Annotated in this window: 8 protein-coding genes; 3 read left to right on the top strand and 5 right to left on the bottom strand. The window is 66.7% G+C overall.

Features of this window, described 5'->3' with window-relative positions:
• Positions 1-19: 19 nt before the first annotated feature.
• Positions 20-688: a maleylacetoacetate isomerase gene (gene maiA, locus ACM0PY_RS16530; protein ID WP_111200780.1), complete on the bottom strand. Its 669-nt coding sequence runs from the start codon at positions 686-688 to the stop codon at positions 20-22.
• 14 nt (positions 689-702) lie between these two features.
• A complete protein-coding gene (locus tag ACM0PY_RS16525) occupies positions 703-1,692 on the bottom strand; it encodes a fumarylacetoacetate hydrolase family protein (RefSeq protein WP_065179110.1) in 990 nt (329 codons plus the stop codon).
• A gap of 844 nt (positions 1,693-2,536) precedes the next feature.
• On the opposite strand from ACM0PY_RS16525, the gene ACM0PY_RS16520 reads away from it, so the two are divergent.
• Complete coding sequence (locus ACM0PY_RS16520; RefSeq protein WP_180885621.1) at positions 2,537-3,958, top strand: DEAD/DEAH box helicase; 1,422 nt, start codon at positions 2,537-2,539, stop codon at positions 3,956-3,958.
• A gap of 535 nt (positions 3,959-4,493) precedes the next feature.
• Here the strand turns inward: ACM0PY_RS16520 and ACM0PY_RS16515 are convergent.
• Positions 4,494-7,088: a M14 family zinc carboxypeptidase gene (locus tag ACM0PY_RS16515; RefSeq protein ID WP_414609515.1), complete on the bottom strand. Its 2,595-nt coding sequence runs from the start codon at positions 7,086-7,088 to the stop codon at positions 4,494-4,496.
• Positions 7,089-7,162: 74 nt separating this feature from the next.
• On the bottom strand, positions 7,163-9,802 hold the full coding sequence (locus tag ACM0PY_RS16510; RefSeq protein WP_180885617.1) for a TonB-dependent receptor: 2,640 nt from the start codon (positions 9,800-9,802) through the stop codon (positions 7,163-7,165).
• 191 nt (positions 9,803-9,993) lie between these two features.
• Between ACM0PY_RS16510 and queD the strand changes: the two genes are divergently transcribed.
• Positions 9,994-10,356: a 6-carboxytetrahydropterin synthase QueD gene (gene queD / locus ACM0PY_RS16505; protein WP_005407953.1), complete on the top strand. Its 363-nt coding sequence runs from the start codon at positions 9,994-9,996 to the stop codon at positions 10,354-10,356.
• A gap of 116 nt (positions 10,357-10,472) precedes the next feature.
• A complete protein-coding gene (locus ACM0PY_RS16500; protein WP_134971482.1) occupies positions 10,473-10,820 on the top strand; it encodes a phasin family protein in 348 nt (115 codons plus the stop codon).
• 456 nt (positions 10,821-11,276) lie between these two features.
• On the opposite strand, the gene asnB is transcribed toward ACM0PY_RS16500, so the two are convergent.
• The gene (asnB, locus tag ACM0PY_RS16495) at positions 11,277-13,178 is read right to left on the bottom strand and encodes an asparagine synthase (glutamine-hydrolyzing) (protein WP_180885615.1); all 1,902 of its coding nucleotides are present in this window, start codon (positions 13,176-13,178) and stop codon (positions 11,277-11,279) included.
• Between the last annotated feature and the right edge of the window lie 257 nt (positions 13,179-13,435).

The following is a 13,435-nucleotide window of genomic DNA, read 5'->3' as shown; positions in this document are numbered from 1 at the left end:
CGCTCCGTCCCCTCTGCTTTCAGGCGGCGTCGGGCTGGTTTTCCGGGCGCGCGCGGTCGAAGGCGTCCACTGCCTGGCACGCCGCTTCGATGCGGCGCAGGGTCGGGTACGGCGTCAGGTCCAGGCCGAAGCGGTGTGCGTTGTACAGCTGCGGCAGCAGGCAGATGTCGGCCAGGCCAGGACGGTCGCCGTGGCAGAAGGTGCCGGTGTCGCGGCTGTTGGCCAGCATCGCTTCCATCGCGTCAAAGCCTTCGGCGATCCAGTGCAGGGTCCACTGCGTGCGGGCGTCGGCAGGCAGCTGCAGGTCGCGTTCCAGGTACTGCATCACCCGCAGGTTGTTGATCGGATGGATATCGCAGGCCACAAGCTGCGCCAGCGCCCGCACCCGTGCGCGGCCCGCAGCATCGGCCGGCAGCAGCGGCACCTGTGGGAAGCGCTCTTCCAGGTACTCGATGATCGCCAGTGACTGGGTCAGCGTGTGCCCATCATGCAGCAGGGTCGGCACCAGCTGCTGCGGATTGAGCGCGCGATAAGCCTCATGGTGCTGCTCGCCACCGTCGCGCACCAGATGCACCGGCCGCGCCTCCCAGGCCAGGCCCTTCAGCTCCAGGCCGATGCGCACGCGGTAGGCGGCGCTGGATCGCCAGTAGGTGTACAGCACGATGCCGTCGTCGACCGGAATCTCCATCGCCGCCTCCATGCTCAGGGCTTGGCCGCCTGTTCGATGCGCTGCTCGATCGCACCGAAGATGCTGTTGCCGGCAGCGTCGAGCATCTCGATGCGGACCACATCGCCGAAGGACATGAACGGCGTGCTCGGCTTGCCGTCACGCAGGGTCTCGACCACGCGCTGCTCGGCGAAGCACGAGGCACCCTTGCTGGTGTCTTCATTGGCGATGGTGCCCGAGCCGACGATGGTGCCGGCACCCAGCGGGCGGGTCTTGGCCGCATGCGCGACCAGCTGGGCGAAGTTGAACTGCATGTCCACGCCCGCCTCCGGCGCACCGAACCACTGGCCGTTGATGTGGGTCAGCAGCGGCAGGTGCACCTTGCTGTCCTGCCACGCAGCACCCAGCTCATCGGGGGTGACGAACACCGGCGACAGCGCCGAACGCGGCTTGGACTGCAGGAAGCCGAAGCCCTTGGCCAGCTCGCCCGGGATCAGGTTGCGCAGCGAGACATCGTTGACCAGGCCGACCAGCTGGATGTGGCCGGCGGCCTGTTCGGGGGTGGCCGCCATCGGCACGTCGTCGGTGATCACCACGATCTCCGCTTCCAGGTCGATGCCGTAGTCCTCGCTGACCACCTTGACCGCATCGCGCGGGCCGTAGAACCCCGCACTGGTGGCCTGGTACATCAGCGGGTCGGTGTAGAAGCTCTCCGGCACCTCGGCGCCACGGGCGCGGCGCACGCGCTCGACGTGCGGCAGGTAGGCGCTGCCGTCGACGAATTCATAGGCACGCGGCATCGGTGCGGCCAGCGCCTGCGGATCGAGGTCGAATACGCCATCGGCGTCGCCAGCGTTGAGTGATTCGTACAGGGCGTTCAGGCGCGGTGCGATGTGGCTCCAGTCCTCCAGGGCCTGCTGCAGGGTGGCGGCAATGCCGGTGGCGCGCACGCCGTGGCGCAGGTCACGCGAGACGACGATCAGGGTGCCGTCGCGGCCGCCTTCCTTCAAAGAACCAAGCTTCATGGGTGGGTGTCCGGAGTCGTGGGCAAACAAGTTTCAAGTGTAATCAAATCTGCGGCGACGCCAAGCTGCAGCGCGGCATCGGCCCACCCTACCGCAGGAGGGGGTTCGGCAGGGCTTGCAGCCCTGCACCTGCAGAAGCAACGGCAACGTCAAAAGCCTGCATTCCGTGGGATGGCGGGGCGGTGTGGGTGGGCAGGACACGCCGTAAACCCATCCCTGGGGGCTCGATGGCGCCATCCATGGCGCCAACGGTCCTGCCCGCCCACACCGCCCCACCCCCGACAGGTTCCCAATGACTGATCGAACATCCACATCATTCATCGTCGAGATCCGTCAGACACCGAAATTGATCGAATGAGATTCGACAGATCGCGGAAAACTGTCGAAGGCGGGGTGGGTCCGGTGACAGGGGCGTGAGCCGCATGGATGCGGCGACCGAGCTTACATGGACGTACTTGCAGCGTCCCCTGCCACCGGACCCACCCCGCCTACCCACAGGAACCCGGCCTTTGACGTTGCTTCAGCCTCTGCGGGTGCAGGGCGCAGCCCTGCAGAGAACCCCTACCTGAACCGGCCTTTTTGCGTGAAGTCTCAAACATCGGTTAGACTTGCGTGGTCTGCAGCGGCCGTCCGTTTCCCTTCGGGATCGCCGGCGACCAGGGTCCGCCCTCTTCGCCCGCCCCCACTCCGACGCCGTTCGTCACGCATTCCAGCCTGCGCTTCGTGCCGGCTGCACCCAATTCTCGCAGCGCGGTTCACGGGAACGCTCCGAGTCAGCCGATCACTTTGATCTGCCCCCGTCTGTCCGCTCGGACAGGCGTTTCTTGTACCTGGAGCAATCTCAATGTCTTTTGAATCGCTGGGCCTGGCGCCCTTCCTGCTGCGTGCGCTTGCCGAGCAGGGCTACGAAACCCCGACCCCGATCCAGCAGCAGGCGATCCCGCTGGCGCTGGCCGGTCGCGACCTGCTGGCCGGCGCACAGACCGGTACCGGCAAGACCGCCGCGTTCGGCCTGCCGCTGCTGCAGCACCTGGGCACCGCCTCGCAGGAAGTGCGTGCCGGCCCGCGCAAGCCGCGTGCGCTGATCCTGGCCCCGACCCGCGAACTGGCCACCCAGGTGCATGACAGCCTGCGCGGCTACAGCAAGTACCTGCGCATTCCCAGCGCCTGCATCTACGGCGGCGTCGGCATGGGCAACCAGCTGGACATCCTGCGCCGTGGCGTGGACCTGCTGGTGGCCTGCCCGGGCCGCCTGATCGACCACCTGGAGCGTCGCAGTGTCGACCTGTCCGGCATTGAACTGCTGGTGCTGGATGAAGCCGACCGCATGCTCGACATGGGCTTCCTGCCGTCGATCAAGCGCATCCTGGCCAAGCTGCCGAAGCAGAACCGCCAGACCCTGCTGTTCTCGGCCACCTTCGAGGACAACATCCGCCAGCTGGCGCTGGAGTTCATGCGCAACCCGGAACAGATCCAGGTGACGCCGAAGAACACCGTGGCCGAAACCATCACCCACCGCGTGCACCCGGTCGATGCCGGCCGCAAGCGCGACCTGCTGCTGCACCTGCTGGCGCAGGACAGCCGCGAGCAGACCCTGGTGTTCGCCCGTACCAAGCACGGCAGCGACAAGCTGGCCACGTTCCTGGAAAAGTCGGGCATCAAGACCGCGGCGATCCATGGCAACAAGAGCCAGGGCCAGCGCCTGCGTGCGCTGGGCGACTTCAAGGCCGGCCGCGTGACCGTGCTGGTGGCCACCGACATCGCTGCGCGCGGCATCGACATCAACGAGCTGCCGAAGGTGATCAACTTCGACCTGCCGATGGTGGCCGAGGACTACGTGCACCGCATCGGCCGGACCGGCCGCAACGGCGCCACCGGCCAGGCGATCTCCCTGGTGGCGCAGGATGAAGTGAAGCTGCTGCGCGCGATCGTGCGCCTGCTGGGCCGCGACATGGACATCCGCGATGTGCCGGGCTTCGAGCTGCAGACGCCGATCCGCTGGGGCAACAGTGCGCCGGGCAAGGCCGAGCACGATACCGGCGAGCGCGCACCGCGCAAGAGCCACGCACGCCGTCCGCACGGTGATGCGCCGCGCCATGCGCATGCCGGCCCGAAGAAGGCCGGCGGTGGCCGTCGCGAGGGCGGTGGCAACGGCCAGCAGCGTGCGGGTGCAGGCGCCGGTCAGGGCCAGCGTCGTGGCGGTGGCGGTAATGGTGGCGGCCGTGGCCGCGGCCAGGGAGGCAATGGCGGCGGTCGCGCCGGCTGATCACAGCTGACAGCTGTTGTGCTTCCCGTTGCGCGGGAGGCTATCGAGGGACGGCGCTGACGCGCCGTCCTTTTTTGTTGCTGGCTACCGGGTGATGAAGCACGCGGTGGCGGCACCGAGGGCGGATGGGCATGGGGGCAGCGCAGAACACGCTGTAAATACGTCCATGTAAGCTCGATGGCGCCATCCATGGCGCCAACGGTTCTGCGCTGCCCCCATGCCCATCCGCTTCAAGCATTGCCTGCGCCTTCTTCTCCCGCAGGGTAGCCGGGAGAAGAAAGATCAAATTCAAATTCAAGTTCAAAGGCAAAAGCCGAAGTCGCAATTCCTGGCTGTGCTTTTGCTTTTGCCCTTGCTCCCGTCTTGGGGTCTGATGCGTCCGCGCCCGCAGGAAACCGTCGAGGGGCGGCCGGGCGGGCTGCGCAGGACCGTTGCGCCATGGATGGCGCCATCGAGCCCCCAAGGACGGGTTTACGGCGTGTACTGCGCAGCCCGCCCGGCGCCCCCACACGCATCAGTCAAGGCGCCAAACACCTCAACCCCGCGCCTTACTCGGATTCACCAGATTCCCGAAGAAGATCGCGTTGATCAGCAACCGGTCCGTCCCGTGCCAGTGCTTCCGGTGCGCCGGATCATCGGCAAACAGCACGACGTTGCCCTGCCCCTGCGCCGACACCAGCAGCCACGCGCTGCCGGCCACCCGCGCACGGTTGCGCTCGGAAAGATAGCCATTCACCCGCGGCGGCGTGTCGATGCGTACCACCGTGGAGAATGAGTTCGCACTCGGCTGCAGCGTCACTGTGTTCTCCTTGTTGATCGCCAGTTGCCGGCGCGGCACGCCGAACGCCAGCGGATGACTGGTGTCCACATCGGCGCTGAGGATGTTGCCGCTGACCCGCTCGATCGCGGCGATGTCGCGCTGGTCGCCGAACGCACGGCGGCTCTCGTCGGCAGTCTCTTCTTCCTTGCCGAGCTTCTCGCCGTCGGCAAGCTTCTGTTCGATCGCCCACTTCGAAGCACTGCCGTAGGTCACCAGTGAACCACCGGCCTGCACCCAGCGCTTCAGTGCAGCCACCGCCGTGGTATCGACGCCGGTGTAGGTCCCCCCGGACAGCACGATCGTGGTGTAGCGGTCCAGGGACACTTTGCCCAGCTGCTGTGGGTCCAGCTTGCTGGCCGGAAGGTGCAGTTGCTGGTCGAGCAGGAACCAGGCCGAGCCGATCTCGGTGGCGGCCACGCCCTCCCCCATCACCAGCGCAACCGCGGGTTTGCGCAGCGCCTTGACGCCGTCACTGCCCAGATCGATGCCTTCGCGGCTGCGGCCACTGGACAGCGCGTGCACCTGCACACCTGCCTCGCGCGCGGCCGATGTCACTGCCTCAAGCAGCGCCGCGCCCTGCAGCGTTTGCCCGGCAACTGGAATCACCAGGCTGCCGGCGGCGAAGCTGACGTCGCCCTGCGCGGTCGCCGTGGTGAACGGCTGGAATGCCGCACGTGCGCTCACGCCTTTGCCCTGCAGCGCGGCCAGCGCGCACCCGGCGTTGTAGTCGCGCCAGTCGATCGCGTACGCGAATCCGGCCTGGCCACCCAGCACCGCACCCTGCTCCGCCGGCAGCGCGGTCACGCGTGCGCCACCGTCGACGCGGCTGCGGCTGCCGGCGAACGCCACGCCGTAGGCCGGTGCGATCGCATAGCTGGTGCTGCCGTAGAACACATCCCCCTTGATTGGCGGCGTCTCGGCAAAGATCGAATGCACCAGGCGGAACTGCGCCTGCTGCACCGGCACCACGTAGGCGCTGCCGGCATCGAAGCGCTGCCCATCGACGGTGACTGCACGCTCCAGCGCGCGTACCTCGATGCGATGCAGCAGCAACAGTTCCAGCAGGCGGCGGGTCAGTGCCGGATCATGCGCATCACCGAACACGAAGCTCTTCACCGGCTGCTGTGCGGCCTGCTTCAGCGCGCTCTGGAAGAACTGCTTCTGCAGGTCGAACAGGCCGCTGCGCTCAGTTACCGCGCCACGCACCGTGCCCAGCCCGGTGGCGACCTGGTTGCGGATGGTGAACGGGAAGGTCAGCAGGCCGTTCACCGATTCCTGCACGCGGCCACGCGAACTGGCCTGCTCGACGGTGACGCCGACCGCGCCGTGGAAGTCCGGATAGGTCGAGCCATACACCGGCGAGAAGTTGTCGAAATTCTCGCCGGTGTAGTACAGCGAACCCAAGGCATCCAGCGCCTGCGCGTGGTACCTGGCCAGGGTCTTGTTGAACTCGTACGACGGCGCCGGAATCAACGGGCTGTGCATGCTCTTCGGCGAAGGCTCGAAGTAGTACGTGCTGTCCTTGCCCATTTCGTGGAAATCGATCTGCACGTTCGGGTACCACTGGTGGAACACCTCTACCTTCGGCCGTGAGTCCTGCTGGGTCAGGGCAAGCCAGTCGCGGTTGAGATCGGTGAAATAGTGGTTGGTGCGACCCTGCGGGAACGGCTCGACATGTTCCTTGTCGGCGGGGTCGGCCGACGCCGGATCGGAGGCCCAGGCATTGTGCCAGTTGGCGGCACGGTCGCGGCCGTCCGGATTCTGTGCCGGATCGAACAGCACCACCGCGTGCTGCAGCCACTGCTGGGTTTCGGCACTGCGGTTGGCCACCAGGTAGTACGCCGTCAGCATCGCCGCCTCGGCACTGGAGGTCTCGTTGCCATGCACGCTGTAGCCCAGCCACACCACCACCGGGCTGCCACCGGCCGCGCTGCGTGGTTGCGCCGGATCGACCAGGGTCGCGTGCTGTTGGCGGATCTGTTCCAGCCGCGCATGATTGCCTGCAGTGGTGACGGTGGCGATCAACAGCGGGCGGCCCTCGTAGCTGCGGCCGATCTCGCGCACGCTGATCTTGTCCGAGCGTCTGGCCAGCTCCTGGAAGTACGCCACCAGTTGGTCGTGCCGGGTGTAGCGGCTACCGATCGGGTAGCCGAGGAACTGCTCCGGCGTCGGCACCGCTGCATCGAAGGCTGCCGCATCCGTGGCCTGCGGGAAGAAATAGGCACTCTGTGCCTGCGCCGGCTGCGGGCAGGACAGTACAGTGGCGGCGGCAAGCAGCAACGGAAGAACGGCACGGCGATGCAAGGACACGGTGACTCCCCTGGAACACAACGGCAGACAGTTGCGGGGGCGGTCCCGTCAGGTGGGCGGCCGCGGCGGGTGGATCAGAAGCGGTAATCGAAGCCCAGCGTGAAGTAGCGGCCGCGCAGGTCGTACTGGCTGAAGTCGTACGGCGCGCGGATGCCCGGGAACGAGGCGTCGTACGGCGGCGTCTTGTCGGCCAGGTTCTGCACCTTGGCATACAGCGTCAGCTTGTCGATGCCGGTGTAGGCCAGGTACAGGTCGTACTGGCTGTAGCTGCCGACGCGCTGCTGCACGGCCTTGGCTGCGGTGCTGGCTTCCTGGCGGTAGCTGCTGGTGTAGTACCAGGTCACGGCTGCGTTGAAATCACCGTACTTCCAATCCAGCGTGGTGGTGGCCTTGTCCTTGGGCAGGGTCGCGCCCAGGTTGCTGCCGGCGTAGTCGACCAGCGGGCCACCGACCACGGTCGGGCGACGGTAGTCGCGCACGTGGGTGTAGGCCGAGGACACGGTGAAGTCACCCAGCGCCGCGGTCGGGATGCGCTGGCGCAGTTCGACGTCGATGCCCGAGGTCTTCAGCTCGCTCAGGTTCTGGTAGCGGTTGTAGACCGCCTGCAGCTTGCCGCGTTCATCGCGCTGCACCGCGCCGGCCACGTTGTCGTTGACCAAGGTCTGGGTGTTGTTGGTGCCGACCAGGTTGTCCAGCTGGATGCGGTAGTAGTCCACGCTCAGGTTGGTGTTGGCCCACGGCGACAGCACCACGCCGAAGTTCACGCTCCTGGTGCGCTCGGGCTTCAGCGCGTTGTTGCCAACGGTGAAAAAGGTAGGGTTCTGCCGCGAGCCCGGCACGTCAGGATCACGCGGATCGACCACGCTGCCGTAGGCGATGCTGGTGCTGTTGGAGTTTTCCGACAGCGACGGCGCACGGAAGCCCTTCGAGGCCGATGCACGTACCAGCAGGAAGTCCAGCGGCTGCCAGCGCAGGCCGATCTTCGGCGAGAACGCATCGCCGAAATCATCATAGTGATCGGCGCGTGCAGCGGCGGACAGCTCCAGCGTCGATGCCAGCGGTACGTTCACTTCGGCGTAGGCGGCACTGACCTCGCGCTGGCCATGCACTTCGGCAATGGCCGGGCGCACCTGCAGGCCGGCATCGATCTGCCACGGGTTGTTGGAATCGAGCTTCTCGCGGCGCCACTCGGCACCCGCGGCGAAGCCGATCTCGCCGGCCCAGGTGCGGCCCAGGCTGCCGGAAATCTTCGCATCGATGCCCTGCAGCTTGGACTCGGCCGGACGCAGCGTGGCGATGTTGATCGAATCACGCACCGACTGCGGCGTGGCTGCCGGGTCAAGCAGGTTGTAGCTGCCCGTGGACAGTGCGTTGGCCAGCGCCCAGCGGTTGGCGAAACCACCGGACACAGTCTCCCGCTCACTGCTGCGCGCACCGAATGCAGCCACTTCCCAGTCCCAGTTGGCGGTGGTGCCACGCAGGCCGAACACACCGCGATAGGCGGTGGAGCGGTTGGTCTTGATCGTGCCGCCGAGGTCGAAGAAGGTGTACTCGATCGGGATCGCACGGCCGTACGGGTTGTACGGATTGCTGGCCGGCAGCAGCGACGACACCGGCTCGGCCAGGCCGCTGTTCGCGTTCAGTGCGAAGCGGCCGCTTTCCAGGGTGAAGAACGGGCTGCTGCCGAACCACGCGGCGCTCTTGATCTGGCTGTACAGCACTTCGCCGAAGGCTTCGACGTTGTCGTTCAGGCGGAAGGTGCCGTTGGCGTAGGCCTGATAGCGCTTGGTAGAGGGGATCAGCGTGGTGAACGGTGCCTGGTTGAAGCCGCAGGTATCACCGGACAGGCCATCGATCGGCGCGCTGGCAACGCGGGTGGTGCCGGCCGGGCAGTTGCCGTTGGCATCGAGCATCGGCACCGACACGCCGTTGACCAGGTAGCGTGCGCCCTTGGCCGACCAGCCGTTCCAGCGGCCACCGGGCTTGTCGGTGTAGATGCCACTGCGGGTCAGGTTGCGCTCGTCCTGGTCCAGGCGCTCGCGGTTGTAACCCTGCAGGCTGAAGAGGATGTTGTAGCCGTCGGTGTCGAGATCACCGAGGCCGCCGACGAACTTCAGGTTCTGCTCGTGCAGGCCGCCCTGGTCGGCACCGCCGAAGCTGCCGCGGATCTCGGCGCCTTCGAAGTTCTGCCGGGTGATGATGTTGACCACGCCGGCCACGGCGTCGGAACCGTATACCGCCGAGGCGCCGTCCTTGAGCACTTCAATGCGCTCGACCGCGACCAGCGGCAGCGCATTGAGATCGACGAAGGTGTCGGACAGGCCACCGGCCGGGAAACCGTAGTTGGCCAGGCGGCGGCCGTTGAGCAGCACCAGCGTGTTCTTCTGCGACAGGCCACGCAGGCCGATGCCGGCCGAGCCGGACGCCCAGCCGTTGTTGGTGGTTTCGTTGGCGGCGTTGCCGGTGTTGGCCGAGATCGAACGCAGCACGTCGGCCACGGTGGCCTTGCCGGTCTGTTCCAGCTGCTGGCGACCGATCACCTGCACCGGGTTGGAGGCCTCGGTATCGGTACGCTTGATATTGGAACCGGTGACACGCACGGCGGCCAGGGTATTGGCGTCGCCAACGGCGTCGGCGGAGTTTTCGGCGGCGGCGGACAAAGGCGCGGCCAGAGCGACGGCCAGGGCCGCCACGAGCAGGGTGTGCTTGGGCATGACGATGTGGGGAGGTGGTAAGGACGACGAAGTTCCGCAGTAGTCCATGCCTGGCCCGGGTCCGGCCAATAACATCTCTTCATACGGATATAAGAGAAACTATCATCTCTTCATCCGGATGGAAAGAGTTACTTCACGAAAGCCCGACATCCACTCAGGATGGCCGGCCACCTGCGGCGTACAATTGCGCCATGGAAATCTTCAAAGTCTTCATGCTCGAGGCGGCGCACCGCCTTCCCAACGTGCCGCCGGGGCACAAGTGCGCGCGCCTGCACGGCCACTCGTTCCGGGTGGAACTGAAGGTCGAGGGCGAGCCCGGCGCGCAGACCGGCTGGATCATGGACTTCGGCGACGTCAAGGCGGCCTTCCAGCCCATCTATGACCGCCTGGACCATCACTACCTCAACGACATCCCCGGCCTGGAGAACCCGACCAGCGAGAACCTGGCGGTGTGGATCTGGAACGAACTCAAGCCCAGCCTGCCGGCGCTGAGCGAGATCACCGTACACGAAACCTGCACCTCCGGCTGCCGCTACCGCGGTCCGACGGCCTGATCAACTCATTGATCTGAAAGGTTTTTCAAAGGCGCCCTGAGCGCCTTTGTTATTTTTGTTGCATTGCCGCATCAAGGGCGTATGCTGCAATGCATCAAGTCACTCCCTGATGCCCCATGGCCGCCGCCTTCAGCGATCGCTTCAGTGATGCCACCCGCCAGCTCGCCGCCGCGGCAACCCGCGCGAACCGGTTGGCGTTGGAGAACGCGGAAAGCATGTTTGGCGTGCAGCTGAAGGCGATGGAGCGCAACCTGACCGCGACCGGTGGCTGGCTGGGTGAACTGGCCCGCAGCGACGACACGGCCGGGATGCTCAACAGGGGCGCACAGCTGTGGCAGGACAACCTGCAGCGGCTGGGTCAGGCCCAGCAGGATGTGGTTGGTCTCGGCCTGCAGGCCAGCAAGGCCTGGTCCGAACTGGTGCAGGGTTACAACGAATCAACGGCGGACGCGAACAGTCACTGACGCGACGCAACGCTCATTGCATGGGTCCCTCCCCCCATGCAATCCGGACCCGGCAGATCCCTCCCTCTGCCGGGTCTTTTTTTGCCCGTTGTCTGGATTGAAGAGCGCTTCCTCGTCTGGATTTCCTGCGAGCTGATGGGCCCCGCCGGGGCAGGCAGGGGTCTGGGCAAATGTCCCCCGGCGCCGGCCGTTGGCCGTCACCTCCTCCTTTACTTTGCCCAGGCCCCTGCCCACCCCGACGAGGCTCGGCTTACGGTGGGCGAGGCGGCGATCAGTCCGCCTTCAATAAAGCGCCGATAGATTTCGAACGCAGGGCGGAGGCCCTTGCGTACGAAGTAAAGGGGGAGCTGACGGCCAACGGCCGGCGCCGGGGGACATTCATACGCAAGGGTTTCCGCCCTGCGCCACGCAGAACGAATCCGCCACACGCCACGCAGAACACACCGCAAAGGAACCTCAGCGCCCGCGACCACCGTGCCAGTGCTGGTGCCACGCCTGGAACATCAGCACGTTCCACAGGTGCGTGTGCCACTTGCGCTCGCCGCGCAGGAACGCTTCCCAGATGCCGCGCACGCGCGCCGCATCGAAACAGCCCTGGTTGCGCAGCAGCTGCGGGTCCAGCAGCGCCTCCGCCCAATCGCGTAATGGACCGGCCAGCCAGCGCGCCATCGGCGGGCCAAAGCCGCGCTTGGGACGGTACACCAGCGGCTCGGGCAGGTAGCGTGCCAACAGGTGCTTCAGAATCAGTTTGTGTTCGCCATCGTGGTACTTCAGGTGCTGCGGCAGGCGCCAGGCCAGTCGCACCACCTCCATGTCCAGCAGCGGCGCACGGGTTTCAACGCCCGCCGCCATGCCCGCGCGGTCAACCTTGGCGAGAATGCCCTCGGCCAGGTCCATGCGGAAATCCAGCAACTGGATGCGCGCTTCGGCCGGCAGCTCCGTGTCCTGTTGCTGGAAGATCGTCACCGGTTCACGCGCGCCCAGCACCACCTGCGCCGGCTGCCGCCAGCGGGTCACCCGCTGCAGGTAGTGGCCTTCCACATCGTTGGCAGCAACCTCGGCCACCAGCGCACGCCAGCCACCCAAGCGACCACGCTCGGCGTTCATGCGGTTGCCGCTGCGCCGCGCCAGGTCGCGTACCCAGTCCGGCAAGCCGCCGCACAGGCGCGCATTGCGCAGCGCGCGGCCATAGCTGGGGTGGCCGAAGAACAGTTCATCGCCACCGTCACCGGTCAGCGCCACCGGCTTGCGTGCCCCCAGCAGTTCACTGGCCAGCAGCGTCGGCAGCTGCGACGCGTCGGCGAACGGTTCGCACCAGACCTGCGGCAGGCGCTGCAGCAGATCCAGGCCCTGGCGCGCGTCCATGCGGTGCAGGTGATGCTGCACACCCAGATGGCGCGCGACCTGCGACGCCCAGTCGCTCTCGTCATGTCCCGGATCGTCGAAGCCGACCGTCCATGCTTCGATCGGCAGGTTGGATTGGGCCTGCATCATCGCCGTCACCAGCGAGGAGTCGGTGCCACCGGACAGGAACGCGCCACAGGCCAGCGGCGAGTGCATGCGTGAAGCGATGGCTTTCTGAAGTACCACCTCAAGCTGATCGGTGGCCTGTTCCAGGCTCGGCGCCGGTTGCACCGGCTCCTGCAGTGCACGCTGCATTGCTTCGCGTGCGCACCAGTAACGCGCGCCCCCCTGCGCGGCCTGGCTGGAGCAACCCGCGGCATGGTCGCTGAGATCGATGCGCAGCATCGCGCCCGCCACCAGCTTGTGGATGCCGCGGTAGATGGTGTGCGGCGCCGGCACATAGTCGTGGCGCAGCAGCAGGCTCAGCGCATCCTGGTCGATACTCGGGGCGAACCCGGCGAAAGCCTGCAGCGCCTTCAACTCCGAGGCGAACAGGAACCGGCCCTGGCACCAGCCGTAATACAGCGGCCGCTCGCCCACCGGATCACGGGCCAGCCACAGCACGCGCGACTCGCGGTCCCAGACACTGAAACCGAAGGCGCCCTCGATACGCGCCAGCGCCCGCTGCACGCCCCATTCGACGATCGCCTGCAGCAGCAGCCGTGCATCGCTGCAGCTGCGTGGCAGATCGCGCAACTGCGCCTGCAGGTCAGCGCGGTTGTACAGGCGGCCGTCCAGGCACAGCACGTAGCGACCGCAGTCCGAGCTCAGCGGCTGCAACGGCGTGTCGGCCGGCGCCCGGCAGTGGCCCAGCGCGAGGCCGGCCTCGGCGTCGGTCCAGTAACCGATGCGGCCACGCCCACGCTGCTGCAGCGCCCGCAGCATTGGCGCCAGCTGCTGCAGCAGCTGCTCGTCCTCGGCGGGCGGCAGCCAGGCCCCGACCACGCCGCTCATCGGGAGCCTCCGCACTGGCGGCGGCGGGACGGGTTCAGCAGGCAGGGGGCGGCGGGCGACATGGGGACGGCACGCGGAGCGGAGAAGACTCCATGCTCGGCCGCAGGCCCCGTCGCGTCAGTCGCTTTGCTGTCAGCGATCGTCACCCGCCGTATCACGAAGGTAACGTTTTGTAACAGCGGCAGGCTATGCTGGGCGGCAAGTCGTTGCCGGGACTGAGACCCGGCCCGTGCGCCAGCAACCCCGGCTGAATGGCG

Source organism: Stenotrophomonas sp. BR163, assembly GCF_047520985.2.
GTDB classification, from domain to species: domain Bacteria; phylum Pseudomonadota; class Gammaproteobacteria; order Xanthomonadales; family Xanthomonadaceae; genus Stenotrophomonas; species Stenotrophomonas sepilia.
The sequence above is the reverse complement of the archived record's forward strand: the minus strand, read 5'-3'. Positions and strand labels throughout refer to the sequence as shown.

Excerpts from the sequence above, each read along its gene's own strand:
- maiA (WP_111200780.1), bottom strand. The coding sequence starts at position 688 with ATGGAGATTCCGGTCGACGACGGCATCGTGCTGTACACCTACTGGCGA.
- ACM0PY_RS16500 (WP_134971482.1), top strand. The coding sequence starts at position 10,473 with ATGGCCGCCGCCTTCAGCGATCGCTTCAGTGATGCCACCCGCCAGCTC.
- ACM0PY_RS16525 (WP_065179110.1), bottom strand. The coding sequence starts at position 1,692 with ATGAAGCTTGGTTCTTTGAAGGAAGGCGGCCGCGACGGCACCCTGATC.
- ACM0PY_RS16520 (WP_180885621.1), top strand. The coding sequence starts at position 2,537 with ATGTCTTTTGAATCGCTGGGCCTGGCGCCCTTCCTGCTGCGTGCGCTT.
- asnB (WP_180885615.1), bottom strand. The coding sequence starts at position 13,178 with ATGAGCGGCGTGGTCGGGGCCTGGCTGCCGCCCGCCGAGGACGAGCAG.
- ACM0PY_RS16510 (WP_180885617.1), bottom strand. The coding sequence starts at position 9,802 with ATGCCCAAGCACACCCTGCTCGTGGCGGCCCTGGCCGTCGCTCTGGCC.
- queD (WP_005407953.1), top strand. The coding sequence starts at position 9,994 with ATGGAAATCTTCAAAGTCTTCATGCTCGAGGCGGCGCACCGCCTTCCC.